23 protein-coding genes and 1 tRNA gene are annotated in these 26,074 nt (G+C 62.1%); 13 read left to right on the forward strand and 11 right to left on the reverse strand.

The genetic code is table 11. The annotated features are described in order from the left end of the window. The first annotated feature begins 102 nt into the window (after positions 1-102). Together RL_RS21040 and RL_RS21045 are read left to right on the forward strand one after the other, a co-directional pair. Positions 103-1,143: an SPFH domain-containing protein gene (locus tag RL_RS21040; RefSeq protein ID WP_011653489.1), complete on the forward strand. Its 1,041-nt coding sequence runs from the start codon at positions 103-105 to the stop codon at positions 1,141-1,143. Between the two features lie 3 nt (positions 1,144-1,146). After that, entirely contained in the window at positions 1,147-1,602 is a 456-nt protein-coding gene (locus tag RL_RS21045; protein ID WP_003542867.1) for an NfeD family protein, read from the forward strand. 28 nt (positions 1,603-1,630) lie between these two features. On the opposite strand, the gene RL_RS21050 is transcribed toward RL_RS21045, so the two are convergent. After that, the gene (locus RL_RS21050) at positions 1,631-2,626 is read right to left on the reverse strand and encodes a KpsF/GutQ family sugar-phosphate isomerase (RefSeq protein WP_011653490.1); all 996 of its coding nucleotides are present in this window, start codon (positions 2,624-2,626) and stop codon (positions 1,631-1,633) included. 143 nt (positions 2,627-2,769) lie between these two features. Here RL_RS21050 and RL_RS21055 point away from each other — a divergent pair, with 143 nt between their 5' ends. After that, positions 2,770-4,308, forward strand: coding sequence for an outer membrane beta-barrel protein (locus RL_RS21055; protein ID WP_011653491.1), 1,539 nt, complete (start codon positions 2,770-2,772; stop codon positions 4,306-4,308). A 69-nt stretch (positions 4,309-4,377) separates the two neighbouring features. On the opposite strand, the gene galU is transcribed toward RL_RS21055, so the two are convergent. Beyond that, the gene (galU, locus tag RL_RS21060) at positions 4,378-5,265 is read right to left on the reverse strand and encodes a UTP--glucose-1-phosphate uridylyltransferase GalU (protein WP_003542870.1); all 888 of its coding nucleotides are present in this window, start codon (positions 5,263-5,265) and stop codon (positions 4,378-4,380) included. Positions 5,266-5,469: 204 nt separating this feature from the next. On the opposite strand from galU, the gene RL_RS21065 reads away from it, so the two are divergent. Then, positions 5,470-6,693, forward strand: a complete 1,224-nt coding sequence (locus RL_RS21065) for a lytic murein transglycosylase (protein ID WP_011653492.1) — start codon at positions 5,470-5,472, stop codon at positions 6,691-6,693. A 173-nt stretch (positions 6,694-6,866) separates the two neighbouring features. Next, positions 6,867-8,108, forward strand: coding sequence for an SGNH/GDSL hydrolase family protein (locus tag RL_RS21070; RefSeq protein ID WP_028742250.1), 1,242 nt, complete (start codon positions 6,867-6,869; stop codon positions 8,106-8,108). Positions 8,109-8,279: 171 nt separating this feature from the next. On the opposite strand, the gene RL_RS21075 is transcribed toward RL_RS21070, so the two are convergent. Then, on the reverse strand, positions 8,280-9,734 hold the full coding sequence (locus RL_RS21075) for a glutamate synthase subunit beta (RefSeq protein WP_011653494.1): 1,455 nt from the start codon (positions 9,732-9,734) through the stop codon (positions 8,280-8,282). A gap of 226 nt (positions 9,735-9,960) precedes the next feature. After that, a complete protein-coding gene (gene gltB / locus RL_RS21080) occupies positions 9,961-14,685 on the reverse strand; it encodes a glutamate synthase large subunit (protein WP_173364447.1) in 4,725 nt (1,574 codons plus the stop codon). Between the two features lie 539 nt (positions 14,686-15,224). On the opposite strand from gltB, the gene RL_RS21085 reads away from it, so the two are divergent. Then, positions 15,225-16,277: a threonine aldolase family protein gene (locus tag RL_RS21085; protein WP_011653496.1), complete on the forward strand. Its 1,053-nt coding sequence runs from the start codon at positions 15,225-15,227 to the stop codon at positions 16,275-16,277. A gap of 51 nt (positions 16,278-16,328) precedes the next feature. Here the strand turns inward: RL_RS21085 and RL_RS21090 are convergent, their stop codons facing one another. Next, complete coding sequence (locus RL_RS21090; protein ID WP_011653497.1) at positions 16,329-17,183, reverse strand: LysR substrate-binding domain-containing protein; 855 nt, start codon at positions 17,181-17,183, stop codon at positions 16,329-16,331. Positions 17,184-17,228: 45 nt separating this feature from the next. Between RL_RS21090 and RL_RS21095 the strand changes: the two genes are divergently transcribed. Further along, a complete protein-coding gene (locus RL_RS21095; protein WP_041936464.1) occupies positions 17,229-18,278 on the forward strand; it encodes a bile acid:sodium symporter family protein in 1,050 nt (349 codons plus the stop codon). Positions 18,279-18,353: 75 nt separating this feature from the next. On the opposite strand, the gene RL_RS21100 is transcribed toward RL_RS21095, so the two are convergent. Next, positions 18,354-18,824 (reverse strand): Hsp20 family protein, encoded by a 471-nt coding sequence (locus RL_RS21100; RefSeq protein WP_011653499.1) that lies wholly within the window; start codon positions 18,822-18,824, stop codon positions 18,354-18,356. A gap of 405 nt (positions 18,825-19,229) precedes the next feature. On the opposite strand from RL_RS21100, the gene RL_RS21105 reads away from it, so the two are divergent. After that, positions 19,230-20,204 carry an alpha/beta fold hydrolase gene (locus tag RL_RS21105; protein ID WP_041936465.1) on the forward strand — a complete coding sequence of 325 codons (975 nt, stop codon included), beginning with the start codon at positions 19,230-19,232 and terminating at the stop codon, positions 20,202-20,204. A 47-nt stretch (positions 20,205-20,251) separates the two neighbouring features. Here the strand turns inward: RL_RS21105 and hisN are convergent, their stop codons facing one another. Both hisN and RL_RS21115 read right to left on the reverse strand, forming a co-directional pair. Then, the gene (gene hisN, locus RL_RS21110; protein ID WP_011653501.1) at positions 20,252-21,025 is read right to left on the reverse strand and encodes a histidinol-phosphatase; all 774 of its coding nucleotides are present in this window, start codon (positions 21,023-21,025) and stop codon (positions 20,252-20,254) included. A 271-nt stretch (positions 21,026-21,296) separates the two neighbouring features. Further along, on the reverse strand, positions 21,297-22,178 hold the full coding sequence (locus tag RL_RS21115) for an N-formylglutamate amidohydrolase (RefSeq protein WP_011653502.1): 882 nt from the start codon (positions 22,176-22,178) through the stop codon (positions 21,297-21,299). 187 nt (positions 22,179-22,365) lie between these two features. Here RL_RS21115 and cpdR1 point away from each other — a divergent pair, with 187 nt between their 5' ends. The 4 genes from cpdR1 (at position 22,366) to RL_RS21135 (ending at position 23,884) form a co-directional block, all read left to right on the forward strand. Beyond that, the gene (cpdR1, locus tag RL_RS21120) at positions 22,366-22,728 is read left to right on the forward strand and encodes a response regulator CpdR1 (RefSeq protein ID WP_003542883.1); all 363 of its coding nucleotides are present in this window, start codon (positions 22,366-22,368) and stop codon (positions 22,726-22,728) included. An 84-nt stretch (positions 22,729-22,812) separates the two neighbouring features. Beyond that, positions 22,813-22,887: transfer RNA gene (locus RL_RS21125), tRNA-Val, on the forward strand. A 184-nt stretch (positions 22,888-23,071) separates the two neighbouring features. Continuing rightward, positions 23,072-23,266 (forward strand): hypothetical protein, encoded by a 195-nt coding sequence (locus RL_RS40655; RefSeq protein ID WP_028742292.1) that lies wholly within the window; start codon positions 23,072-23,074, stop codon positions 23,264-23,266. 123 nt (positions 23,267-23,389) lie between these two features. Next, a complete protein-coding gene (locus RL_RS21135; protein ID WP_244432345.1) occupies positions 23,390-23,884 on the forward strand; it encodes a hypothetical protein in 495 nt (164 codons plus the stop codon). 6 nt (positions 23,885-23,890) lie between these two features. Here the strand turns inward: RL_RS21135 and RL_RS21140 are convergent, their stop codons facing one another. After that, positions 23,891-24,616, reverse strand: a complete 726-nt coding sequence (locus tag RL_RS21140; RefSeq protein WP_011653505.1) for a hypothetical protein — start codon at positions 24,614-24,616, stop codon at positions 23,891-23,893. 232 nt (positions 24,617-24,848) lie between these two features. On the opposite strand from RL_RS21140, the gene RL_RS21145 reads away from it, so the two are divergent. Next, positions 24,849-25,358 carry an MgtC/SapB family protein gene (locus RL_RS21145; RefSeq protein ID WP_011653506.1) on the forward strand — a complete coding sequence of 170 codons (510 nt, stop codon included), beginning with the start codon at positions 24,849-24,851 and terminating at the stop codon, positions 25,356-25,358. A gap of 86 nt (positions 25,359-25,444) precedes the next feature. Here RL_RS21145 and RL_RS40225 read toward each other — a convergent pair whose 3' ends face one another. Beyond that, positions 25,445-25,621: a hypothetical protein gene (locus tag RL_RS40225; RefSeq protein WP_165422419.1), complete on the reverse strand. Its 177-nt coding sequence runs from the start codon at positions 25,619-25,621 to the stop codon at positions 25,445-25,447. A gap of 57 nt (positions 25,622-25,678) precedes the next feature. Further along, on the reverse strand, positions 25,679-25,909 hold the full coding sequence (locus tag RL_RS21150) for a hypothetical protein (RefSeq protein WP_011653508.1): 231 nt from the start codon (positions 25,907-25,909) through the stop codon (positions 25,679-25,681). Positions 25,910-26,074 lie beyond the last annotated feature (165 nt).

Genomic DNA, 26,074 nt, shown 5'->3' on the forward strand with positions numbered 1-26,074 from the left:
TGGAGGCTAGCCGGTTGTGCCATCATTTCTTCCTCGCAAAGAACGTGCTAACTCACCACATTAGTTGGGCAGGCGCGCATGCGCCGATAGGAGGAATTTTTCATGCTGTTCGGCGGTTTCGACATCGTTGTGATCGTGCTGGTCATCTTCGTCATCCTGGTGCTCTTTGCCGGGATTAAGACCGTCCCGCAGGGCTACCGCTATACGATCGAGCGCTTCGGGCGTTATACCCGCACGCTGGAGCCAGGCCTCAACCTCATCACCCCCTTCATCGAGCGCGTCGGCGCCAAGTTGAACGTGATGGAGCAAGTGCTGAACGTGCCGACCCAGGAGGTGATCACCAAGGATAACGCCTCGGTTTCGGCCGATGCCGTCTCCTTCTATCAGGTGCTGAACGCCGCCCAGGCTGCCTATCAGGTCTCCAACCTCGAAAACGCCATCCTCAATCTCACCATGACCAACATCCGCTCGGTCATGGGTTCGATGGATCTCGACGAACTGCTCTCCAACCGCGATGCGATCAACGACCGGCTGCTGCGCGTCGTCGACGAAGCCGTGCATCCCTGGGGGATCAAGGTTACCCGCGTCGAGATCAAGGACATCCAGCCGCCGCGCGACCTCGTCGATGCGATGGCCCGCCAGATGAAGGCCGAGCGCGAGAAACGCGCCCAGGTGCTGGAAGCCGAAGGCTCGCGAAACGCACAGATCCTCAGGGCCGAAGGCGCCAAGCAATCCGCCATTCTCCAAGCCGAAGGCCAGCGCGAAGCCGCCTTCCGCAACGCTGAAGCCCGCGAACGCCTGGCCGAGGCCGAAGCCAAGGCGACGAAGATGGTTTCGGAAGCGATCGCCGCCGGCGACATTCAGGCGATCAATTATTTCGTTGCCCAAAAATACACCGAAGCGCTCACCTCGATCGGTTCGGCGCCCAATTCCAAGATCGTGATGATGCCGATGGAAGCCTCTTCCATCTTGAGCTCGCTCGGTGGTATCGGCGCCATTGCCCGTGAGGTCTTCGGCGATGCCGGCAACAGCCCGTCAACGCCGCTGCCCGTGCCACCGCGTCCGCGCCCCGCACCGGCGCGCTCGACGCCGCCTATCAATCCGTCGACCCCCAATCCTTTCAATCCCGAGCAGGAGCGTTAAGCCATGCTGGCGAAGATCGTAGCCGAACTCGGTCCGTGGAGCTGGTGGGTCGCGGGCCTCGTGCTGCTCGCCGCGGAAATGATCGTTCCCGGCTTCTTCCTGGTCTGGATCGGCCTTGCCGCCTTGATCGTCGGTGCGCTATCGCTGCTCTTCTGGGACAGCGCCTTCTGGGTCTGGGAGTTGCAGGCAATCCTTTTTGCGCTTCTCGCCGTTGCCACGACCTTCGCCGGCCGCCGGCTGACGCTGCGCAATGCGACCACCGACGAGCCCTTTCTCAATCAGCGTGGCGCGAGCCTCGTCGGCCGCACGGCGACGCTGCACGAACCGATCCGCGAAGGCCGCGGCCGCATCCGCCTCGACGATACGCTATGGCAGGTGATGGGACCGGACCTGCCCGTCGGAACACAGGTGAAGGTGGTGTCGAGCAATGGCCGCGACCTGACGGTCGAGCCCGTCTGATCGAATGATTCTGATCAAACGAAGCTGATCAGGCGACACCGATCCGCAGCAGGTCGTGGAAATGCACCAGCCCGACAGGCCGGCGGTCGTCGTCGATGACGATCAGCGCGCCGATGTGATGCTGGTTGAGCAGCGCCAGGGCCGCGGTCGCCAGCACCGTCGGCCTCACCGTCTTCGGCGTCCGCGTCATGATGTCGTCGACGGAAAGTTCAGCGAGATTGCGCGTCAGGTTGCGCGCCATGTCGCCTTCGGTGACGATGCCGCAGAGCCGCCCATCCTCGTCCAGCACGCCGACGCAGCCGAAGTGCTTGCGCGACAGCACCGTGATCGCCTCCGGCATCGGTGTGCCCTTGGCAACGAGCGGCAGCCGCTCGCCGGTATGCATGATATCGGCGACATGCATCAGGCTCGCGCCCAGCTTGCCGCCGGGATGGAAGACGTGGAAATCCGTGGCGGTAAAGCCGCGCGCCTCCAGGAGCGCCACCGCCAACGCGTCGCCGATGGCAAGCTGCATCAGCGTCGAGGTCGTCGGCGCCAGCCCATTGGGGCAGGCTTCCTGTTCGTTCGGTATCAGAAGGACGATATCGGCGGCGGCCGCGAGCGAGGAACCTTCGCTGCAGGTAATCGCGATCAGCGGAATGGAGAAGCGCCGCGTGAAGGAAATGATGCTCTTGAGCTCGGCGCTCTCGCCGCCTTTGGAAATCGCCAGCACGACGTCGTCGCGCGCGATCATCCCGAGATCGCCGTGATTGGCCTCCGCCGCATGCACGAAAAAGGCGGGCGTCCCGGTTGACGCGAATGTCGCCGCGAGCTTGGCGCCGATATGCCCGCTCTTGCCGACGCCGGTGACGATAACGCGGCCGGAGATGTCGCCGATGACTTCAACGGCCCGTGTGAAAGGACCGGCCAATCCATTGTCAAAAGCCTGTTCGAGCGCTTCAAGACCGCGTCTTTCGCTCTCTATCGTGCGTTTTGCCGATTCGAGCACGCTGTTTTCAACGAGGTTGATCGCTCTTCTGTTCATGAAATTGCGTTAGACCTTTTCACTTTCCAAGTCCACCCCGCACTCTTTCCGAATTGTGAACAGCGCCCGCCGCCGGCAACGAATGATTAACCACGAGGCTTTACCTTTGGGTAAGAACCGAAAGCATGTCAGGCGCGAATTGCATGGGCCAGCCAAAACAGACGAGCAGTGTGACGCCGCTCCGCGCCATGAGCCGTGCCGTCTCTTTTGCCGTGCTGGGTATCCTGCTTCTCAGCCAGACGGCAGCCTTCGCGCAGTCCACCTCGCAGCTGGCAAACGGCCGCTCCGCCGCCTCTCAGGATAACCGCGCCACCAACAATGCCGCATCCGCAGCCGGTTTCCATGACGAGACCGGCGACACCGCCACGCCTGCGGCAAACGGCGCGACCGCGAACGCGGACGATGCCCAGCAGCGGCCCGCCATACCGGATGCGCAAGCCGGCGACGACATTACCGGCTCCATCCTCGACGAGGACATACGCCGGCTGAACACCCGCGAGGCGCCGATGGATGAGACGCTGCCGCGCCGCAGGGCTGCCGAAAGTGCTTCGACGGCAGAACCGCCAGGAATTCCGATCGGCACTTTCGTGCTGCGTCCGAGCGTCACCCAGAGCCTCAACACCGAGACCACCAAGGACGGCAATACCAGGCAGCGGCGCGCCTTTCTCGAAACGGATGCGGCAGCGACACTGACTTCCGACTGGGGTCGGCACCAGCTGACCGTCACCTCGGAAGGCGCCTGGCAGAGGAATATCAGCGGCGAGGGCGAGGAGCAGCCTTCCTTTAAAGTCAACGGCGATCTCAGGCTGGATCTTCCCGACGATACGACCGCGCACCTGACCGCTGGCTATAATTTCTACCGTGAAGATACGGACGATCCCGACGCCATCACCAACGCCGCGCAGCAGTCGGACGTCCAGGAATTTTCGGCCGGCGCCTCCGTCCAGCGCGATTTTGGCATCCTGCGCGGCACGACGGCACTTGCGCTGACACGCTCGATCTATTCGGACGCTAAACTTTCGGACGGCACGACCGTCTCCCTCAGCGACCGCAATCAGACGACGGGCACGTTGCGTGGCCGTGTCGGCTACGAACTGTCACCCGCGCTCATCCCCTTCATCGAGGCCAACATCGGCCGCACGGTCTATGACGAAACGCAAGATTCCGCCGGTTACGAGCGTTCCGGCCATAGCTATGGCGCCAAGGCAGGCGTCGAGGTCGATCTCGGCGAAAAGCTGAAGGGTGAAGTCGGCGTCGGCTACGAGATGGCGGATTTCGAAGACAGCCGGCTGTCCTCGATCGATACCGCCACGCTCGATGCGAGCCTGCTCTGGTCGCCGATCCGCGGCACCGATGTCAATCTCGACCTGCAGACGAGCATCCAGCCCTCGACCACGGCAGGCGAAAGCGGCTACGTCTCGCACGCGCTGACGACGACGGTCACCCACCAGCTGCGCGACAATCTGGTCGGGACGATGATCGGCGGGGTCATATGGCGTGATTATCCCACGGACAGCACCATCAACGACGAGCTCGTCTATACCGCCGCAACCGGCCTGACCTGGAACATCAACCGCTATCTCGATCTGACCAGCACGCTCGGCTACGAGCTGACGACGCGCAAGGAAGGCAGCGACTCGCAGCAATGGCGAGCCGGCGTCGGTCTCAAGCTGAAACGCTAAGAATGTCGGAAAATAAAGCGCCGCGCATCCGTTAGGACACGCGGCGCTTTATCGCATTGAATCTGCAACTTATTTCAGGCCGGCAAGCAGTTCCCTGAAGCCGCCTTCGACGGAGGGGCGGATATCGGCGCGTTCGAGGGCGAAGGCGACGTTCGCCAGGATGAAGCCGTCCTTTGCGCCGCAGTCGTAGGTCGCGCCGCGGAAATGGTACCCGGCGAAATCCTGTTCCTTCAGCAGCTTCAACATGCCGTCGGTGAGCTGGATCTCGTTGCCGGCGCCGCGCTCCTGGGTTTCGAGGATCTTGAAGATCTCAGGCTGCAGGATATAGCGGCCGTTGATGAAGAAGTTGGAAGGCGCCGTCCCCTTGGCAGGCTTTTCCACCATGCCGGTGATGCGGAAGCCGTCGCCGATCGCCTCGCCGACGCCGACGATGCCGTATTTATGCGCCTGATCCGGCGCGCATTCCTCGACGGCGATGATATTGCCGCCGCTCTGGGCATAGAGGTCGATCATGCCCTTCATGCAGCCCTTGTCACCCTTCATGATCATATCGGGCAGCAACAGTGCGAAGGGCTCGTCGCCGACGATCTCACGCGCACACCACACGGCGTGGCCGAGGCCGAGAGGCTCCTGCTGGCGGGTGAAGCTCACCGTGCCGGCCTTCGGCAATTGCTGGGCGAGAAGCGTAATTTCCGCCTTTTTCGCGCGCTCGCGCAGCGTCTGCTCCAGCTCGAAATGAATGTCGAAATAATCTTCGATGACGTGCTTGTTGCGTCCGGTGACGAAGACCAGATGTTCGATCCCCGCCTCAATCGCCTCATCGACGACATATTGAATGATTGGCTTGTCGACGACGGTCAACATTTCCTTCGGAACAGCCTTTGTCGCCGGCAGGAATCGCGTTCCCAATCCGGCAACCGGAAATACTGCTTTACGAACTTTGTTGTGTTGAGCCACACCCGGCCTCCTGCTTCGATCATATCGCTTTGGAAATAGAGCTTTTTAGCTTTAACTAGTATAGAATTGCTACTGTTTTGCAAATGGTGACCGCAGCGGACCGCCATGGTAAAGAATTTGTTGACTCCGTTCCTGTAGTCTCGGGTCTGGGCGGACGTGATGCCCCACTGCACCAGAAACTAAAGATGACGGATACGACTGTCGATGACCCAGAATCACAAAAACTCCCTTCGTGGTCTTGCTCTCGCCCTCGTTGTCGCCGTCCAGGTGGCACTGGTCCCCGACAACGCGAAAGCTGATTCCCGCTTCCAGAAATGGATCGCGGATTTTTACCAGACTGCCGCTCAGAGTGGCATCAGTAAGGCAACTTATCAAAAGGCCTTTTCCGGGGTGAGCGAGCCCGATCCGACCGTGCTCGAAAAGGCTGCCTACCAGCCGGAATTCACCTCGAAGATCTGGGACTATGTCGATAGTCGCGTCAATCCCTATACGGTCAAGATCGGCCGCGAGATGGCCGCCAAGCACGCAAGGACGCTCGCTGCGATCGAGCAGCGCTTTGGCGTCGACAAGACCATTCTGCTGGCCATCTGGTCGATGGAATCGAATTACGGCGCAGTCCTCGACAAGGACGACCGGCTGCACTACGTGCCGCGCGCCCTGGCAACGCTTGCCTATGCCGATCCGAGCCGCGCCAAATTCGCCAAGAAGCAGCTGGTCGCGGCACTGAAGATCCTGCAGAACGGCGACGTGCCGGCACGCGAGATGACCGGCTCCTGGGCCGGCGCCATGGGCCACACCCAGTTCATTCCGACAAGCTACCTGCTTTATGCCATCGATGCCGACGGCAACGGCCATCGCGATATCTGGAACTCGATCCCCGACGCGCTGGCGACCTCGGCCAATCTCCTGATGAAGAACGGCTGGGATACCGGCAAGACCTGGGGCTATGAGGTCGTCGTTCCCGCAGCGGCCGCCAAGCAGGCCGGCAAGAGCCACACGCTGGCCCAATGGGCGGCACTCGGCCTGACACGCCCGAACGGCAAGGCCTTCCGCGAGAGCGCCACCAAAGCCGTGCTGAAGATGCCGGCCGGAGCCGGCGGCCCAGGCTTCCTGATGACCGCCAACTTCTACACCATCAAGAACTACAATGCCTCGGATAGCTACGCGCTTGCCGTCGGCCTGCTGGCCGACCAGATCGCCGGCTACGGCGGCGTGCTACAGCGTTGGCCGCGCCCGGACGGCGCACTCGACATCACCGAGAAATTCGAGCTGCAGACCCGTCTGAAGACGCTCGGCTATTACAATGGCGAGGTCGACGGCAATTTCGGCTCGGGTTCGAAAGCGGCGATATCGGCCGTGCAGTCGCGCATCGGCATGCAGCCGGACGGTGAGCCCTCATTGCCGCTTCTGAACGCACTGCGCCGCTAGATCGGGACGATCCCGGCAGGACCGGCCAGAAATCTCAATCCGCATTTGAATCAAGGAAGTAGGGCATGATATCGCCCGAAACCCCACACACTTTTCGGCATGATGCTCTACAACAGGCAGAACCGTGACCTAGATAATAGTGGGAGTGGACGCTGGCCTACCCTGCGTGCAAGATGCAGGCAGATGCGGAACTGCCCATGACGAAGAAAACTGATCGGACCCGTAAAATCCGTTGGCTGGTGCTCGCCTTGGCGGCGGTCTCGTTATGCCTTGGCGTGTCTGCGCCAGTTCATGTCGCCGAAGCCCAGGAGCAGCGCTATCAGCGCCGGTCGATCTTCGATTTCTTCCTTGGCCGGCGCTATCTCGACGACGGCCCGCAGGCCCCTGACGTCCAGCAGCCGAGACGCCAGCAGCGCAAACGCCCGCCGGCCCAGAAAGCCATCGTCAATACCCGCACCGCACCGCCGGTCCGCGCTCCCGTACAGGAGGAGGAGCCGGCAGTACAGAAGCTTGCCGACGCCCGAAAGATCCTGATCGTCGGCGATTTCCTGGCCAGCGGCCTCGGCGACGGCCTCACCGCCGCCTTCGAGACCTCGCCGGGCGTCGTCGTCGAAGCCCGCGGCAACGTCTCATCGGGTCTTGTCCGCGACGACTATTACGACTGGCCGGAACAGCTGCCGAAGATGATTGACGAGCTGAAGCCGGCAATGGTCGTCGTCATGATCGGTGCCAACGACCGCCAGCAGATGGTGACCGACACCGCCAAGGAAAAATTCCGCACCGATGGCTGGTTCAGCGAATACCGCCGCCGTGTCCTTTCTTTCGGCAAGGAGGTCACCGCCCGCAAGATCCCGCTGCTCTGGGTCGGCCTTCCCGCCTTCGAATCCGATTCGATGACGGCCGATGCCGTCCAGATGAACCAGCTCTACCGCAACCAGGTCGAAAGCATCGGCGGTGAATTCGTCGATATCTGGGATGGTTTCGTCGACGAAAACGGCAACTTCATCGTCACCGGTTCGGATGTGAACGGCCAGCAGGTGCGCCTGCGCACCTCCGATGGCATCAACCTTACCCAGGCCGGCCGGCGCAAGCTCGCCTTCTATGTGGAAAAACCGGCGCGGCGTCTTCTCGGCACGCAGGCAAGCCCCGATCTGGTACGCCTCGACTCCAGCAATCTGCCCGGCCTCGGCCTTCCCGCCAATCCGGTCGAACATACCGTGCCGATCAGCCTCTCCGATCCCAATCTCGACGGCGGCACGGAGCTTCTCGGCGCCAGGCCGCCGCCTGTGGCCTTGACGCGGTCGCCGCGCGACCTGCTGGTCGAGCAGGGCGAAATGACGCCAGCACCTCCCGGCCGCGTCGATGACTACCGCCTGCCTGTGGCAAAGGCGCCGGCCGAAGTCTCGGTCAAGTGAAAAGGCCGCGCGAGGTGGCCGGCTCCTTCTGAGCCCGCGTCCGGCGGAAAATCTCGCTTCCCGGCATTGCCTGGGGCCGCGTCAAGCGGTCGCACTACAGCGCGGCGCGCCATGAAAAAACTCCGCCGGAGGGGCGGAGTTCGTGTCTTCGGAAAGGTGTGCGGCTGACGCTCAGTTCGGCAGGACGGTCGAGCCCATCAGTTCCTCGTCGATCGCGCGCGCCGCCTGGCGGCCTTCACGGATCGCCCAGACCACCAGCGATTGGCCGCGGCGCACGTCGCCCGCCGTCCAGAACTTGTCGACCGAAGTCTTGTAGTCGCGGTCGTTGGCGACAACGTTGGTCGAGCCGCGCTTGTCGGTGTTGAGCGTCAGCTTGCCCTCGAGTTCCTTCAGCACGCTGCCGGTGAACGGCCCGCGGAAACCGATGGCGATGAAGGCGAGATCGGCCCGGATGACGAATTCCGTGCCTGGAACCGGCCGCCGGCGCTCGTCGACCTCACAGCACTTGACGCCGGTCAGCACGCCGTCTTCGCCGACGAATTCAAGAGTGGCCACCTGGAATTCACGCACGGCGCCCTCGGCCTGCGAGGAAGAGGTGCGCATCTTCGTCGCCCAGAAAGGCCAGACGGCAAGCTTGTCTTCCTTCTCCGGCGGCTGCGGCCGGATGTCGAGCTGGGTGACCTTGACGGCGCCCTGGCGGAACGCCGTGCCGACGCAGTCCGAAGCCGTATCGCCACCGCCGACGACGACGATATGTTTGGCGCCGGCAAGGATCGGGTCCGACGGCCAGCCGACGCTATCGATGTTCTCGCGCCCGACGCGGCGGTTCTGCTGCACCAGATAGGGCATCGCATCATGCACGCCCGCAAGGTCGGTGCCCGGAATGCCCGCCTCGCGCGGCGTCTCGGAGCCGCCGCAGTAAAGCACGGCGTCGTGATCGATGAGCAGTTGCTCAACCTTGACGTCGACGCCGACATTGACGCCGCAATGGAAGGTGACGCCCTCGCCCTTCATTTGCTCGACGCGGCGGTCGATGAAGTTCTTCTCCATCTTGAAATCGGGAATGCCGTAGCGCAGCAGGCCGCCCGGCTTGGTCTCGCGCTCATAGAGATGCACCTCGTGGCCGGCGCGGCCGAGCTGCTGGGCGGCCGCCATGCCGGCGGGGCCGGAGCCGATGACGGCGACCTTCTTGCCGGTATGGACCGTGGCCGGCTGCGGCCGGATGAAGCCGAGCTCATAGGCCTTGTCGGCAATTGCCTGTTCGACCGTCTTGATGGCGACCGGCGCATCCTCGAGGTTCAACGTGCAGGCTTCCTCGCAGGGCGCCGGGCAGACGCGACCGGTGAACTCGGGGAAGTTGTTGGTCGAATGCAGGTTCTGGATCGCCGCTTCCCAGTTGTTGTTGTAGACGAGGTCGTTCCAATCGGGGATCTGGTTGTGAACAGGGCAGCCGGTCGGACCGTGGCAATAGGGGATGCCACAGTCCATGCAGCGCGCGGCCTGTTTCTGCACTTCCGGGTCCGACATCGGGATCGTGAACTCGCGGAAATGACGGATACGATCCGACGCCGGCTGGTACTTTGCCACCTGCCGGTCGATTTCCAGAAACCCTGTTACCTTACCCATATCTTCGTCCCTTACCCTCATGACCGCCTCACCGCAGCCAATCTGTCTATCGTCAGTCCCGGTACCCGGGGCAAGTTGCTTGTCTTGACCGTCATTGGACCATATCCCCTGAAAGACATCCGGGCGATCTGTACAGCTTTCGCCGTCGGTGTGATCGTCACGGGTCATCGAGATATTTTCGTCACCCGTCACCTGCAGTCAGCAGGTGACAGATGTCCGGTGCAATTCATTCCGCGGCGATGCCCATCCGGCTGCGCTCCATTTCCTCGAGCGCACGACGGTATTCGACCGGCATGACCTTGCGGAATTTCGGGCGGTAATCGGCCCAGTTGTCGAGGATCTCAGTGGCGCGGGCCGAGCCTGTATAGTGCAGATGGTTGGAGATCAGCTGGTAAAGGCGCTCCTCGTCATGGCGCGTCATGTCGCCTGAGACGTCGACCCGTCCCTTGTGCATGAGATCCCCGCCGTGATGATGCAGCTTCTCCAGCATGTCGTCCTCCTCGGGCACCGGCTCGAGCTCGACCATCGCCATGTTGCAGCGGCTGGCGAAATCGCCGGTTTCATCGAGCACGTAGGCGACACCACCGGACATGCCGGCCGCGAAGTTGCGGCCGGTGGCGCCGAGCACGACGACGACGCCGCCGGTCATGTATTCGCAGCCATGGTCGCCGACACCCTCGACGATAGCGATCGCGCCCGAATTGCGCACGGCGAAACGTTCGCCCGCCACACCACGGAAGTAACATTCGCCCTCGGTCGCACCATAAAGCACGGTGTTGCCGACGATGATCGAGTCCTCGGCCACGATCCTCGAATTCTCCGGCGGCCGGATGATGATCTTGCCGCCCGAAAGGCCCTTGCCGACATAGTCGTTACCGTCGCCGATCAGATTGAAGGTGACGCCGCGCGCCAGGAAGGCGCCGAAGCTCTGCCCCGCCGTGCCGCGAAGCGTCACGTTGATCGTGTCTTCCTTCAGCCCGCGGTGGCGGAAGCGCTTGGCGACCTCGCCGGAAAGCATCGCTCCCGCCGAACGGTCGACGTTCTTGATGCCGACCTCGAAGGCGACGGGCGTCTTGGCGGTCAGTGCCGGCTGCGCCTGCTCGATCAGCACGCGGTCGAGAATATCGTCGATCGGGTGCTTCTGCCGGCTCGTCCAGAAGGTCTCTTCCTTGGGAGCGTCGACCTTGTGGAAGATACGGCTGAAGTCGAGGCCCTTCGCCTTCCAGTGCGACAGCATCTCGTCCTTCTCCAGCAGCTCCGAGGCGCCGATGATCTGGTCAAGCCGGGTGAAGCCGAGTGAAGCGAGGATTTCGCGCACTTCGTTGGCGACGAAGAAGAAGTAGTTGATGACGTGCTCCGGCGCGCCCTTGAACCGCTTGCGCAGCACCGGATCCTGGGTCGCCACGCCCACCGGACAGGTGTTGAGATGGCACTTGCGCATCATGATGCAGCCGGCAGCAATCAGCGGCGCTGTGGCAAAGCCGAACTCGTCGGCTCCAAGCAGCGCCCCGATAATGACGTCGCGGCCGGTCTTCAGGCCGCCGTCCACCTGCAGGGCGACGCGCGAACGCAAGCCGTTCAGCACCAGCGTCTGCTGGGTCTCGGCAAGGCCGATTTCCCAGGGGCTGCCGGCATGTTTGAGCGAGGTCAGCGGCGACGCACCCGTGCCGCCGTCGAAGCCGGCGACCGTGATATGGTCGGCGCGCGCCTTGGCGACGCCGGCAGCAACCGTGCCGACGCCGACTTCCGAGACCAGCTTGACCGAGACATCGGCTGTCGGGTTGACGTTCTTCAGATCGTAGATCAGCTGCGCCAGATCTTCGATGGAATAGATGTCGTGGTGCGGCGGCGGCGAGATCAGGCCGACACCCGGCGTCGAATGGCGGGTCTTGGCAACCGTCGCGTCAACCTTGTGACCCGGCAGCTGGCCGCCTTCGCCAGGCTTGGCGCCTTGCGCCACCTTGATCTGCAACACGTCGGCATTGACGAGATATTCGGTGGTGACGCCGAAGCGGCCCGAGGCGATCTGCTTGATCGCCGAACGTTCCGGGTTCATCGAACCATTGGCCAGCGGTATATAGCGGTCGGATTCTTCGCCGCCCTCGCCGGTGTTCGACTTGCCGCCGATCCGGTTCATGGCGATCGCCAGCGTCGTATGCGCCTCCCTGGAAATCGAGCCGAAGGACATCGCCCCTGTCGAGAAACGCTTGACGATATCGGCCGCCGGCTCGACCTCGTCGATCGATACCGGCTTGCGGCCGAGCGCCTCGGCGCTCTTCATCTTGAAGAGGCCGCGGATCGTGTTCATGCGCAGCGCCGAATTGTTCACCATATCGGCGAATTCGCGGTAGCGGTCCTCGGCATTGCCGCGCACGGCATGCTGAAGGGCGGCAACCGCATCCGGCGTCCAGGCATGGCTTTCGCCGCGCATGCGGTAAGCATATTCGCCGCCGATGTCGAGCGTCGTGGCAAGAAGCGGATCGGTGCCGAAGGCCGCATTATGGCGGGCGACGGTTTCTGCGGCGATTGCCTCGAGGCCGACGCCTTCGATCATCGTCGCGGTTCCGAAGAAATACTTGTCGATCAGTTCCGACTGCAGGCCGATCGCATCGAAGATCTGCGCGCCGCAATAGGACTGGTAGGTCGAGATGCCCATCTTCGACATGACCTTGAGGATGCCTTTGCCGACCGCCTTGATGTAGCGGTAGACGATTTCGGAAGCATCCACTTCCTTCGGGAATTCGCCCTTGGCATGCATGTCGAGCAGCGTGTCGAAGGCGAGATAAGGGTTGATCGCCTCGGCGCCGTAGCCGGCGAGCAGGCAGAAATGATGGACTTCGCGCGGCTCTCCGGTCTCGACGACAAGACCGACCGATGTGCGCAGCCCCTTGCGGATCAGATGGTGATGCACGGCAGCTGTGGCGAGCAACGCGGGAATGGCGATCCGGTCCGGCCCGATCTGGCGGTCGGAGAGCACGATGATGTTATAGCCGCCCTTGACGGCCGCTTCCGCGCGCTCGCAGAGCCGGTCGAGCATCTCGGGCATGCCTTCGGCACCACGCTCGATATCATAGGTGAAATCGAGCGTCTTGGTGTCGAAACGGTCTTCGGTATGGCCGATCGAGCGGATTTTCTCGAGATCGCCATTGGTCAGGATCGGCTGGCGAACCTCGAGCCGCTTGGCGTTCGCCGCGCCCTCGTGGTCGAGAATGTTCGGCCGCGGCCCGATGAAGGAAACCAGGCTCATGACCAGTTCCTCGCGGATCGGGTCGATCGGCGGGTTGGTCACCTGCGCGAAGTTCTGCTTGAAATAGGTGTAGAGCAGCTTCGGCTTTTCCGACATCGCCGAGATCGGCGTATCCGTGCCCATCGAGCCGATCGCTTCCTGGCCCGTCGTCGCCATCGGCGACATCAGGATGCGGGTGTCCTCGAGCGTGTAGCCGAAGGCCTGCTGGCGGTCGAGCAGCGACACGTCGCGGCGCAGCGCCCGCGGCTCCACCGGCTTCAGATCTTCGAGGATGAGCTGGGTCCGGTTGAGCCAGCTGCGATAGGGATGCGCCGTCGCCAGCTGCGACTTCACCTCATCGTCGGAGATGATGCGGCCTTCTTCCATATCGATCAGCAGCATCTTGCCCGGCTGCAGGCGCCACTTCTGGATGATCTTCTCCTCCGGAACCGGCAGCACGCCGGCTTCGGACGCCATGATGACGCGATCGTCATCGGTGACGAGGTAGCGCGCCGGCCGCAGGCCGTTGCGGTCGAGCGTCGCGCCGATCTGCTTGCCGTCGGTGAAGGCGACGGCAGCCGGCCCGTCCCAGGGCTCCATCAGCGCCGCATGATATTCGTAGAAGGCCTTGCGTTCGGCCGCCATCGACTGGTTGCCGGCCCAGGCTTCCGGGATCAGCATCATCACGGCATGCGCCAGCGAATAACCGCCGCGCACCAGGAATTCGAGCGCATTGTCGAAGCAGGCCGTGTCCGACTGCCCCTCGTAGGAGATCGGCCAGAGCTTGGAGATGTCCTCGCCGAACAGCGGCGAGGAGACCGACGCCTGGCGCGCCGCCATCCAGTTGACGTTGCCACGCAGCGTGTTGATCTCGCCGTTATGAGCGACCATGCGGTAGGGATGCGCCAGCTTCCACGACGGGAAGGTGTTGGTCGAGAAGCGCTGGTGCACCAGGGCGACCGCGCTTTCGAAACGCGGATCCGACAGATCCTTGTAATAGACGCCGACCTGATAGGCCAGGAACATGCCCTTGTAGACCACCGTCGCCGACGACAGCGACACCGGATAGAAATTGCTCTCCTCGCCGTCGAACTCGTCATAGATACGGTTGGAGATCACCTTGCGCAGCGTGAACAGCCGGCGCTCGAACTCGTCGTTGTTTTCGGCATCCTCGCCGGCGCCGATGAAGACCTGCACATGATGCGGCTCGGTGGCGGCAATGGCCGGCGCCTTGGAGAGCGAGGAATTGTCGACGGGCACGTCGCGGAAGCCGATGAAGACCTGACCTTCCTCGGTGATGACGTCCTTGATCACCTTCTTGAAGTGCTCGATCTGCTTTTCATCGCGCGGCATGAAGATATGGCCGACGCCATATTCGCCGACCGGCGGCAGGGTGATGCCCTGCTCGGCCATCTCCTCGCGGAAGAAACGGTCGGGAATCTGCACCAGGATGCCGGCGCCGTCACCCATCAGCGGATCGGCGCCGACAGCGCCGCGATGCGTCAGGTTCTCGAGAATGAACAAGCCATCCTTGACGATCTGGTGCGACTTCTGGCCCTTCATATGCGCGACAAAGCCGACGCCGCAGGCATCATGTTCGTTGCGCGGATCGTAGAGGCCTTGTTTCTTCGGCAGGCCGGAGGCGGATTTGGAGATATTGGCCGTCGCGCGCAGCTCTGCAGCAGCAAACCGGTCAACTTCCATGGATGGCGTCTTCGTCATCATCTTTCCTCCTGTCGAAGCCCGCGGGGCCGCGGGCGGCTTTTCGTCCCGCGCCGCAACCCGAAGATAGGTTCGGCGCATGACAGCGCTGTTGCATTGTGAAGATCGGCCGCAGACATCTGCTTTAAAGGAAAGCAAACCGTCGCGTTCCGCGCCTGCCATTCGCCTCCGCGCGCCGCCCTTGAGGCTTGACGCTCGGAAGAACTATAGCGTGAAAGCCGGTCTGTTCCAGGGCTTTCGGCGCCTCTTCGGTCATAAAGGCCAAAATAGGACAGCAACACTGTCCTAATTCATCAGTTCTATGCCAGAAAGCATCCGGCTCTGCAAGAGCGCTCCGTCAAAAAACGTCAATTTGCGACGGAAGATTGCCTGGGTAGCGGCGATGACGAAAGAAAATTACGCTATGACGTATTATTTTGTTTATTGATTGCGTAGTTCAATTTCCGTGATGTGTCGCGGGCGACAACCTTGATCCTGTGAAGCTTTGGCGTAATGTCCGCTGCGGACTTTGCCAACCCCTTCCTTTCTCACGGTTTCCCCACATGTTCTTTGCTTCCGATAACTGGGCCGGCGCCCACAAATCCATTGCCGAACGTCTGCTGACGGAATCGGCCGGCTTTGCCGCCGCCTATGGCGCCGGCGATCTCGACAGGAAGGTCGAGGCCCGTTTTTCCGAGATCTTCGAGCGCGAGGTTTCGATCTTCTTCGTCGCCACCGGCACGGCCGCCAACTCGCTGTCGCTGGCAAGCGTCCAGCGCCCCGGTGGCATCACCTTCTGCCATTCGGAGGCCCATGTGATCGAGGATGAATGCGGCGCGCCGGAATTTTTCTCCGGCTCCGCCCGCCTCGTTGCCGTTGACGGCGAAGCCGGCAAGATCGATCCGGCAAAGCTTTCGGCGAAGATCGCAAGCTTTCCCGAGGACGCCGTCCATCACGGCCGCGCCAGCGCGGTGACCATCACCCAGGCGACGGAGATCGGCACCGTCTATTCCCTGCCGGAGATCGGCGAGATCGCCGCCATATCAAGGAAGCGCAATCTGCCGCTCCACATGGACGGCGCCCGCTTCGCCAACGCCCTGGTCGCACTCGGCGCCACCCCGGCCGAAATGACCTGGAAGCGCGGCGTCGACATGCTGTCCTTCGGCGGCACCAAGAACGGCTGCTGGTGTGCCGAAGCGATCGTCTTCTTCAATCCGGATCAGGCCCGGGAAATGCCCTTCATCCGCAAGCGCGCCGCCCAGCTCTTCTCCAAGTCGCGTTTCATCGCCGCCCAGTTCGATGCCTATTTCGAAGACGGCCTCTGGCTCGATCTCGCCCGCCATTCGAACGGCATGGCCGACCGGCTGCGCTCCGGCATCGGCACAAGCAACTCCGCCCGCCTCGCCTGGCCGACCGCATCCAACGAAGTCTTTGCCGTCGTCAGCAAAAGTGCCGCAAAAACTGCGGAGGAAAAGGGCGCGAAATTTTACGCATGGCCGGTCCCGGCGGCAACGCCCGAACTTGTTTCCGAAAGCGAAACCCTGATCCGCCTCGTCACCAGTTTCGCGACCACCGAAGCGGACGTGGATGGTTTTCTGAAATGCCTGGCCGCCTGATCCCCCGAAAGGCCCGCCAGGCTGGCAGGCCTTTCGGTGACGGGCAAGGATTCACGCCGACCTCAGTCCCCTCACCTTTTGCAGAATATCCTCCGACAGTGCTGAAACCAGAGCCTGGTCAGCGCCCTTACGCGGCACCAGCACGAATTCCACGTCCTCCAGCACCGGAAGTTTTCCCGCAGGGATCTCCTTCAGGCCGGACGGCGCCATGCTGCGCGGCTGCACCAGCACGCCCATCCCGGCCCGCGCCGCCGCCGTCAGCCCGCTGAGGCTGCCGCAGGTGCAGACGATCCGCCACGGCACCCCGTTTCGTCCGAGTGCTTCGAGCGCGATCACCCGTGTGACGCTCGGCGGCGGAAAGGCGATCAGCGGCAAAGGGCCGGAGGCAAGCACACGCTCGGGATCGCGCGCCAGCCAGACGAGCGGCTCGCGATAGACGAGCTTTCCGCGCGCATCGCCGAGCCGGCGCTTGGCGAGCACCAGATCGATCTCGCCATTGTCCTGCATCTCGTAAAGCACGCCGGACAGCGCCACTGTCAGTTCGAGGTCGACCGATGGGTGCGAACGAACGAAATCCTCGAGCACCGCCGGCAGCTGGCTGGTGACGAAATCCTCCGACACGCCGAGCCGCAGACTGCCGCGCAGGCTGTGGCTCTTAAACAGCGACTGCACCTGCCCCTCGATCGAAAGCATGGCGCGCGCATGCGACAGCAGCGCTTCGCCATCGCCGGTCAACATCACCTTATGCGTGTCGCGTGCCAGCAGCCTGCGCCCGAGCGCTGCCTCGAGCCGCTGGATGTGCTGGCTGACCGTCGACTGCCCGAGGCCCAGCCTTTCTGCGGCGAGCGTAAAACTGCCCATCTGTTCGACGGCGACGAAACTGCGCAATTGCGAAAGGTCCAGCATAATCCAGATTCTCGATAACTGTTATTCCTTGCATCCTGGATCATAATGCACGACAGAACAATGACTGTTTTATCAAGCCGCGAGACCGCCATGCGCCGCTTTCTGCCCGATACATTCACCATCCTGCTGGTCTGCACCGTCATCCTTGCCTCGTTGCTGCCGGCACGCGGCACATTTGCGGATTATTTCGGCATCGCCAACGATCTCGCCATCGCGCTGCTGTTTTTCCTGCATGGCGCCCGCCTGTCGCGCGACGTGGTCATATCAGGCCTGCTGCACTGGCGCCTGCATATCGTCATCCTGCTGACGACCTTCGGCATCTTCCCGCTACTAGGCATGGCGCTCGGGCTGATTCCCGACACCATCCTGCCGCAGCCGCTTTATCTCGGCATCCTCTTCCTCTGCGTGCTGCCGTCGACGGTGCAGTCGTCGATCGCCTTCACCTCGATGGCGGGCGGCAACGTACCGGCCGCCATCTGCTCGGCCTCGGCATCCAACATCTTCGGCATGTTCCTGACGCCGCTGCTCGTCGGCCTGCTGTTTTCCGTCGGCGGCCATGGCGGCTTCTCCTTCGACGCATTAGAGCAGATCCTGCTGCAGCTGCTTGCCCCCTTCATCATCGGCCAGATCCTGCAGCCCTGGATCGGCGACTGGATCCGCGCCAAGAAGAAGATCCTGATGCCTGTCGACCGCGGTTCGATCCTGATGGTCGTCTATCTTGCCTTCAGCACGGCTGTCGTCGAGGGCCTGTGGCACACCTTCTCGATCGCCGATATCGCCGTCGTCATCGTCGCCGACATGGTCCTGCTGGCAATTGTTCTGGTGCTGACGATGTTCGGCAGCCGTTGGCTGGGCTTCAACAAGGCCGACCAGATCACCATCACCTTCTGCGGCTCGAAGAAGAGCCTCGCGAGCGGCGTGCCGATGGCGAACGTCATCTTCGCCGGCCAGTCGATCGGCGCGATCGTGCTTCCGCTGATGCTGTTCCACCAGATCCAGCTGATGGTCTGCGCCGTTATTGCCCAGAAATACGCCGCCGCCGCGGCCCGCCGCGCAACGGACAAGGAAATCGACGAAGCCGCCAGCCCGGCATGAAGCATGTTGCGCAAAGCGGCAATGAAAAACGGCGCCCCGATGGAGCGCCGTTCGTTTTATCCGATAAGGATGTGATTAGCCGTTGATGATCTGCGCTTCGATGGCCTTCGGAGCCTCGACCGGTTCTGCGGCAATCGTAATCTTGCGGGGCTTCATGGCCTCGGGAATATTGCGCAGAAGGTCGATGTGCAGCAGGCCGTTCTTCAGCGAAGCGGCGGTCACCTCGACATGGTCGGCAAGCTGGAAGCGGCGCTCGAAGGCGCGCTTGGCAATGCCGCGGTAGAGGAATTCGCCGCTTTCGGCAGGTTCCTCGCTCTTTTCACCCTTCACGGACAGCACATGAGCATGGGCTTCGATCGAAAGTTCAGTCTCGTCGAAACCAGCAACCGCCATGGTGATGCGATAGGTGTTTTCACCGGTACGCTCGATATTATAGGGCGGATAGGTCTGCGCCTGCTCCGGCTGAGCAAGGCTGTCGAGCATGGTGAAGAGCCGGTCGAAACCGACGGTCGAACGATAAAGGGGAGAGAAGTCTACGTGACGCATGATGTCCTCCTGTGGAAGCGACGTGTTGCGATGAAATGCCCCTGAGACCCCATATTTGGCGGCCTTGGGACGGTTGCGCAGGCCCTGTTCGGCACCCGCAGAAAGGAGATGGTGATGGGATTCGAGGAGTTCAAGACCTTTCTGGAATCGCCTTGATCGGCCCGTGAACCCCGCATGAACGACCGGTTCGGAACGCGTTCAGGCGCATTCGCCTAGAAATTTCGGCGTCGGGTGAATCTGGTCCCGATGGCTGAAGTGCATCGTCCCTTCTTCTTCAGTCTCAACTTCGGCCGGCCGCGAGCACCCTCATGCTCCCGCCGGCCCTTTTCCCCCACCGCTTTCCAAGCCGGATGCCATGCGCTATCCCTGATGCGAAGCAGTCAGCAGCGGCGCATTGGCAAAGTCATGGATCAGGTTCTCTATTCGACGCCCGATAATCCCGCCCCGGAAAACCGCACGGAGGGGTTCTTCGAAACCCATGACGGCCACCAGCTGCGTTACGCCGTCTTCCGCTCGAGTGGCCAGATTGCCAAGGGCACCGTCGTCATCCTGCACGGCCGAAACGAATATATCGAGAAATATTTCGAAACCATCCGCGACCTCACGGCCAAAGGCCTCTGGGTCGCGACCTTCGATATGCGTGGCCAGGGCGGTTCGCCGCGGCTCCTGAAGAGCCGCAACCACGGCCACATCCGCCGCTTCGTCGATTACGAGCGTGATCTCGATACCTTCCTGGAAAAGGTAGTGCTGCCGGATACCCGCCTGCCCTTCTATCTGCTGGCGCATTCCACCGGCGGCCTGATCGCACTCTCGGCCGCCCCCTATCTCACCACCCGTATCGATCGCATGGTGCTGTCGGCGCCCTTCATCGGCCTGACCGGCCAGTCGGCCTCGCCCCGCGTCATCCGCGCTCTCGCCGGCACGCTGACCGCCCTCGGCCTCGGCTTCCTGCCGCTGACCTCGAAACTGAAGGAGCCGAACTTCAGCGACAACCCGCTGACCTCGGACGAACACCGATTCGAGCGCAATGTCGCGATGATGAAGACCCATCCGGAATTGACGCTCGGACCGCCAACGGCCCGCTGGCTGATCGAGGCTTTCCGCACGATGGACCGGGTCACCTCACCCAATCATCTCTTCTCGATCACCATCCCGACCATCGTCATCGCCCCGACGCGCGACGGTGTCGTGCCCTACACGGCGCAGGAGCGGCTTTCACGTTATTTCCGCGCCGGCCAGCTAGTGCCGATCAACGGCGCCCGTCACGAGATCTTCCAGGAACGGGATATCTACCGCGCCGCCGCCCTTGCGGCCTTCCACGCCTTCATTCCCGGCAGCGATGCCGAAGAAAACCAGGACGTCGCCGCCCTCGGCACGTGAGCCGGATCGGCTTTGCCGACCGGGGGATCAGCTTGCTGACCGAGGGATCAGCGCTGCAGGATGGCGATTGCCTGTTCGTAGACTGCCCGGCTGCCGGCGGCGATGATCGAGCCGCCGTTTTCCGGCCGTCCGCCGTCCCAGGTGGTGATGATGCCGCCCGCCCCCTCGATGACGGGAATGATGCCGCCGACATCATAGGGCTTCAGGCTGTTTTCGACGACGAGGTCGACATGACCGGCGGCAAGCAGCGCATAGGCATAGCAGTCGCAGCCGTAGCGGAAGAGCCGTACCTGGCTCTCGATCTCGCGGTATTTCTCCATCTCCTCGCCGGCAAAGAGATGCGGCGAGGTGGTGAACAGGATGGCGTTCGAAAGCGCATCGCACTGGCGCGTCGCCAGACGCCGCTCGCCCTCCGGCCCGGTGTAGATCGAGCCGTTCTGGTCGGCGAAATAACGCTCGCCGGTAAAGGGTTGCTCGATCATGCCCATGATCGCCATGCCTTCCTTCTGCAGGCCGATCAGCGTTCCCCACACCGGCACACCTGAGATGAAGGCGCGCGTGCCGTCGATCGGATCGATCACCCAGACATATTCGCGGTCGAGCCCGACATTACCGTGCTCCTCGCCGAGAATGCCGTGGCCGGGGAAACTCTCCTCGATCAGCGCCCGGATGGCGAGTTCGGCCGCCCGGTCGCCCTCCGTCACCGGGTCGAAACCGGAGGAAAGCTTGTTCGTGATATCGAGGCCGGAGCGGAAGCGCGGCAGCGTTTCGGCTCGGGCGGCTTCCGCCAGGCGGTTGAAGAACGAACGGTCAGGAAACATGATGGATCCGTTTGGCTGGCGGGAATGGCGCTTTTCATAGCGAAAAGCAACGGGAATGCAAACGCAGCAGGCAATTTGGCTCTAACTGCCCAAAGATATCGCAATGCAATATATTGCTTGACATTTGTGCAATGCAATAGTAGCGTTTTCATACAGTCTTCTGACTGTAAATACCCTCCTTGGGTGTTTCCTCCCTAGACTTAGCCGCGCTCACAAGCGCGGTTTTTTTTGGCCGGGAAAGGCCACACTTCAGCGAAATCGAAAAAGAGAGCTATTCGGCGGCCAGCGCCCGCTCGCCGGCAAATTTCTCGACGTATTCCGCCATTTGCTGCATGAAGTCCGTGACGGCATCAGCCACCGCGGCGAAATCCTCGCGTTTCTCCAGCGTCAGCTCATCGACATAGATCGCCCGGTTCACCTCGATCTGCAGCGCGTGCAGTCCGCGCGAGGGCCGGCCGTAATGTTCGGTGATGAAGCCGCCGGCATAGGGTTTATTGCGGATCGCCGCGAAGCCCATTTCCTCGAGGATGGCGATGGCCGCGCGCGAAAGTTCAGCCGAAGCGCTGGTGCCGTAGCGATCACCAATGATGAAATCAGGTCGCGCAGTGCTGCCGGCAACGCGCACATTGCCGGGCATCGAGTGGCAGTCGATCAGCACGCCGAAGCCGAACTGCACATGCGTTCGCGCAATCAGCCGGCGCAGCGCCGCATGATAGGGCTTGTAGACCGCTTCGACGCGGTCGAGCCCCTCCTGCACCGGCAGGCGCCGCGCATAGATCTCCATGTTCTCGGCGACGATGCGCGGAATGGTGCCGAGCCCGCCGGCGACTCTGAGCGAATTGACATTGGCATAGGGCGGCAGCAGCCCGTCGAACATCCGCGGATCGAGTTCGTAGGGCTCGCGATTGACGTCGAGATAGGCGCGCGGGAAGTTGGCCGCCAGAAGCGGCGCACCGAGTGCGACGGCCGAACCAAAGAGTTCGTCGACATAGTGATCCTCGGAACGGCGGATAGCGATGCCCTCGAGCCTGGACTGGGCGATAAATTCCGGTGGATAAATGCGACCGCTATGGGGGGAGTTGTAGACGAAGGGAATGGTCTGCGACACGGGCTCATGGACCTCAAAAAGCTCGTATTCGCGTATTTCCGGCACTTTCGGCCCTCTTTACCATGTCATGAACTGACTGCTTGGCCCATGTTGCCAGTTGCCCGGCCGCAAGTCCATACTATGTAGAAGGGACGGCGGTCACGCACAGGCAATTCACCGGTTGTTTACCGGGTAAAGACTAGTGTAAACGGCTGGCAGCCCACCAAAAACCTATGGATCGCGGTCTGGATTGATGACTCAGAAGATACTTCTCGCCGAAGACGACAACGACATGCGCCGCTTCCTGGTGAAAGCGCTCGAAAAGGCCGGCTACAAGGTCCTTTCCTATGACAATGGCGCCAGCGCCTATGACCGGCTGCGCGAGGAGCCGTTTTCCCTGCTGCTGACCGATATCGTCATGCCCGAGATGGACGGCATCGAGCTGGCGCGACGCGCCACCGAACTCGACCCCGACCTGAAGGTGATGTTCATCACCGGTTTTGCCGCCGTGGCGCTGAACCCTGATTCGAAGGCGCCGAAGGATGCCAAGGTGCTTTCGAAGCCTTTTCACCTGCGCGATCTCGTCGACGAGGTCAACAAGATGCTTGCCGCGTAAGGCTTGCCGGGCGGCGCGTCACAAAACTGAAAAAAGCCTATTGACGGCTCCGAAGGTTTTGTGATCTATGCGCCGCCATCGGATGGGCGTGTAGCTCAGCGGGAGAGCACTACGTTGACATCGTAGGGGTCACAGGTTCAATCCCTGTCACGCCCACCATCCGATCTCCCTGACATCGTTGGTAAAACCCCGCCTTGGGGAATATCTGTTCCCAGAGCCTGGCACGTGCTCCAGATCCGGCACTTTGCGGAGCGAGGGCTAGCACGTGATTGGTCCGCGACCATGATCCGGGCAGGATTTTGATGGCGGTGGGATAGCCCCACACGTGGGAAATAGGGGTGGTGTGACGCAAAGGACGCGGACACGTAAAGCGATATCCATAATCCTCGGCCTCGCCCTGGTTGGGGCTGGCCTCTTCGGTTTCGGATATATGGAGTTTCATGTCGTCGAACCCGTCAGCATCAAGTTTTGGCTGATTCCGATCACCATATTCGCGGCCGGGGCAGCAATCCTCTGGGACGACTTCAAAAGTTCCTAACGCCCTGTTCGACACCCGTTCGACGCCGGGTAAGACCAAAATAAGTCACAGAACCGTGCCATTGCCTAACTATCCAGCGCATGGCCGATTCGCCGTCGCAGACAGATGGGGTTGAGACAGAGAATGAGACTTTTCGTACCAGCAGCCGCCGCAATTTTTTCCGCCGTCCTCGCCTTGCCGGCCTCTGCCGCGCCGGCCGCGCCCGCCGAGACCTTTCCTGGTGCGCCCGGCGTCATTACGCTTTCCGGCAAATGCGCCAAGCTGGTCGTCGCCAAATTCGACGCCACCAAGGGCTGCAAGAACGAGCTTGCCAGCGTCACGCTGGCCAATGGCGTGGTGACCTTCATCTTCACCTCGGATGGCAAGGCGCTGGGCTTTCAGGGCGACGGCAGCGGCATCAAGCCTGCCTCCAACGGCAATGCCCGCCTGCCGCTCAGCCTCGTCACCACGGGTGTCGGCAACAAGATGACCGGAGAGGTCAAGGTCGCCGGCTTCTGCACCTTCGGCAATCCCTATGCCGGCAAGCCGATCGCGATCGAATGCACCGCCGAAAGCAAGGACTCCTCCTTCACCGGCAGCTTCCGCACCGGCGGCAAGCAGGTGAAAAAGGGTAAGTAGCCGCCCTCAGGCGCACCAGGCGCTGCCGGCTGCCCCTGGCTTGCGTGCTAGGCCCTCATTGATCAGCTGCGCGCCGAAAGAGCGCCCGTCGCGCGAGACGACGCGCGGCGCGCCGGAGGGCTCGGCCTTACCCGCCGCATTCATGGTGAAGGGCCCGGCGTTCAGAAGCGCCAGCAGCCGCGACTTGGCGGCAAAGGCCACCCGGCGCTCGCCGTCACAGCGCGCCTGGTCGACCACCGGACTTGCCATGTCGGCAATCACAATCTTCTCGCCCTTGTACCAGAATACGCCACCGTCACCGACGCAATTGATATGGGCGCCCTGCCCGCAATAGCCGAAGGCGACTGTCCCGGTTTGCGAAACGGCAGCAGAAGCCGGCGGCTGCACTGCCTTTATCGGCTGGATCATCGGCGTCGGGATCGCGGCCGGCGGCAGCGGCTGCGACTGCGGCACCGGCACGGCGGCTTTCGGCGTGGGTGCGGCAAGCGCCACCTGCTTCGCCGACACGTCCTTCCTGACGACGGGTCTCAGTTCCGCCGTTTCCCGCGTGGTCGGCGTCGATTGCCTTGCAAGCATCGGCTGGATGCTCTTCCAATGGTCGTGGGCGACGATGCCGCCAATCGCGGCAATGCCGATCACCGCCCAGGGCAGCAATCCGCCACCGCTGCTGCGCGCCTTGGTCTTTCCTCTCGCCGGCGCCTTGCGGCGGCCGCGTGTCGCTGTCTTGGCCATCTGTCCGATTCCCGTGAGGCCGGGATTATCGCTGCCCAATCCTTTCCGAAAGGTTGGCGCGGCGACAGGATGATGCTTGGTTCGCCAAACTTTCCCTCCAATGACATGAACACGCCGGCGCGCACCGGGAAGGCCAACGACACCGCCGAAACGCAAGCGGGGAAAAAGCTGAACAAATTCCGCGCTCAGACGTTAGCCAGCGAAAAATTCCATCTTTCTGGGGGAAAAATCCATGGATCTTATTATCGCCGACATAATACCGGAGTCGCGTATCCACTATCCCGTCATTTTCGCCCGCCTCTTCGGCGCCATCGTCTTCGGCGGGCTGATCGGTTTCGAGCGTGAGGCCCGCGACCGCCCGGCAGGCTTCCGCACCCATATTCTGATCAGTCTTGCCGCTGCCCTCTTCGCCATCATCTCGATCGAGGCCGTGCACATGCCGGGTTTCACCGACGAGCAGGTGCGCATCGATCCGCTGCGCGTCATAGAAGCCGTCACCGCCGGCGTCGCCTTTCTTGCCGCCGGCATGATCGTCTTTGCAAGAGGTCGGGTGCACGGGCTGACGACGGGCGCCGGCATGTGGCTCTCCGGCGCGATCGGCCTCGCCATGGGCTTCGGCTATTGGCCGATCGCTTTCTTCACGACGATCGTCGCCATCTGCGTACTCTTCGCATTCGGCAAGCTCGAACAACGGTTCGGCTTTAATTCCGGACAGCGTGTCGATCGCGATGAACACAAATAGAAAATAGAACGCCCGGCATCATGCCGGGCGCTCGTGTCAGCATGCCCTTCTGTTGGTCATTTGGCTGTTGGTCATTTGGCTGTTGGTCATTCGGAGCGTGCGGCCGAAGGATCGTTTTTTCCAACCGATGCCGTGCCGCCGATGGCCGCGAGCGGCTTCTGGCGTTTGCCGATATCGATACGCTCGTCCGCCGCCTCGCGTACGGCCTGCCATTCATTTTCGTGCCGGATGAAGATCTCGCGGGGCACAAAGTTGATCGTCATATGTTTCTCACCCTGTTTCAAATCTCCCGTCAGCGCCGGAGGCTTCCGGAATACCCGTTATTTCTTGGTCTCTGCATTGCCCTTGATATCGGGGCCACCCTTGGAAAGATCGGCGCCGGTAACATGAGCGGGCACGTGAATGTCGTGGTAGACGCCGGGCGTCAGCGTCAGGTCGACATGATGCGGCGGCAGCACCTGCGCCTTCTGCATGCGGTTCGGCTTCGCCCGCTTCATGCGGTCGGACGCCTCCGTGCGTTTATCGGGAAGATGGGTCGAAGTGTGCATCATCGGCCTCCTTTTAAGCTCAACCAGAGCCTAACGGGCGGGCATCAGGATGGTTCCAAAAAAAATCACCCAATCGCGGTGTGACGACCGGCCTTGACTGGCCCGCGAAGTTCATTACCTAGAGCCTATCCCGCAGCCTTCCAGACATCGGCTGACGGGGAACTTTGG

The organism is Rhizobium johnstonii 3841, from assembly GCF_000009265.1.
GTDB classification, from domain to species: Bacteria; Pseudomonadota; Alphaproteobacteria; order Rhizobiales; family Rhizobiaceae; genus Rhizobium; species Rhizobium acaciae.

Bases quoted from the DNA above. Each gene is read 5' to 3' on its own strand.
- RL_RS21150 (WP_011653508.1), bottom strand. From the start codon at position 25,909: ATGATGCACACTTCGACCCATCTTCCCGATAAACGCACGGAGGCGTCC.
- RL_RS21055 (WP_011653491.1), top strand. From the start codon at position 2,770: ATGGGCCAGCCAAAACAGACGAGCAGTGTGACGCCGCTCCGCGCCATG.
- hisN (WP_011653501.1), bottom strand. From the start codon at position 21,025: ATGTTTCCTGACCGTTCGTTCTTCAACCGCCTGGCGGAAGCCGCCCGA.
- RL_RS21090 (WP_011653497.1), bottom strand. From the start codon at position 17,183: ATGCTGGACCTTTCGCAATTGCGCAGTTTCGTCGCCGTCGAACAGATG.
- RL_RS21075 (WP_011653494.1), bottom strand. From the start codon at position 9,734: ATGGGTAAGGTAACAGGGTTTCTGGAAATCGACCGGCAGGTGGCAAAG.
- RL_RS21065 (WP_011653492.1), top strand. From the start codon at position 5,470: ATGACCCAGAATCACAAAAACTCCCTTCGTGGTCTTGCTCTCGCCCTC.
- gltB (WP_173364447.1), bottom strand. From the start codon at position 14,685: ATGATGACGAAGACGCCATCCATGGAAGTTGACCGGTTTGCTGCTGCA.
- RL_RS21105 (WP_041936465.1), top strand. From the start codon at position 19,230: ATGGATCAGGTTCTCTATTCGACGCCCGATAATCCCGCCCCGGAAAAC.
- RL_RS21040 (WP_011653489.1), top strand. From the start codon at position 103: ATGCTGTTCGGCGGTTTCGACATCGTTGTGATCGTGCTGGTCATCTTC.
- RL_RS21050 (WP_011653490.1), bottom strand. From the start codon at position 2,626: ATGAACAGAAGAGCGATCAACCTCGTTGAAAACAGCGTGCTCGAATCG.
- RL_RS21045 (WP_003542867.1), top strand. From the start codon at position 1,147: ATGCTGGCGAAGATCGTAGCCGAACTCGGTCCGTGGAGCTGGTGGGTC.
- RL_RS21145 (WP_011653506.1), top strand. From the start codon at position 24,849: ATGGATCTTATTATCGCCGACATAATACCGGAGTCGCGTATCCACTAT.
- RL_RS40225 (WP_165422419.1), bottom strand. From the start codon at position 25,621: ATGACGATCAACTTTGTGCCCCGCGAGATCTTCATCCGGCACGAAAAT.
- RL_RS21100 (WP_011653499.1), bottom strand. From the start codon at position 18,824: ATGCGTCACGTAGACTTCTCTCCCCTTTATCGTTCGACCGTCGGTTTC.
- RL_RS21095 (WP_041936464.1), top strand. From the start codon at position 17,229: ATGCACGACAGAACAATGACTGTTTTATCAAGCCGCGAGACCGCCATG.
- RL_RS21085 (WP_011653496.1), top strand. From the start codon at position 15,225: ATGTTCTTTGCTTCCGATAACTGGGCCGGCGCCCACAAATCCATTGCC.
- cpdR1 (WP_003542883.1), top strand. From the start codon at position 22,366: ATGACTCAGAAGATACTTCTCGCCGAAGACGACAACGACATGCGCCGC.
- RL_RS21070 (WP_028742250.1), top strand. From the start codon at position 6,867: ATGCAGGCAGATGCGGAACTGCCCATGACGAAGAAAACTGATCGGACC.
- RL_RS21135 (WP_244432345.1), top strand. From the start codon at position 23,390: ATGAGACTTTTCGTACCAGCAGCCGCCGCAATTTTTTCCGCCGTCCTC.
- RL_RS21140 (WP_011653505.1), bottom strand. From the start codon at position 24,616: ATGGCCAAGACAGCGACACGCGGCCGCCGCAAGGCGCCGGCGAGAGGA.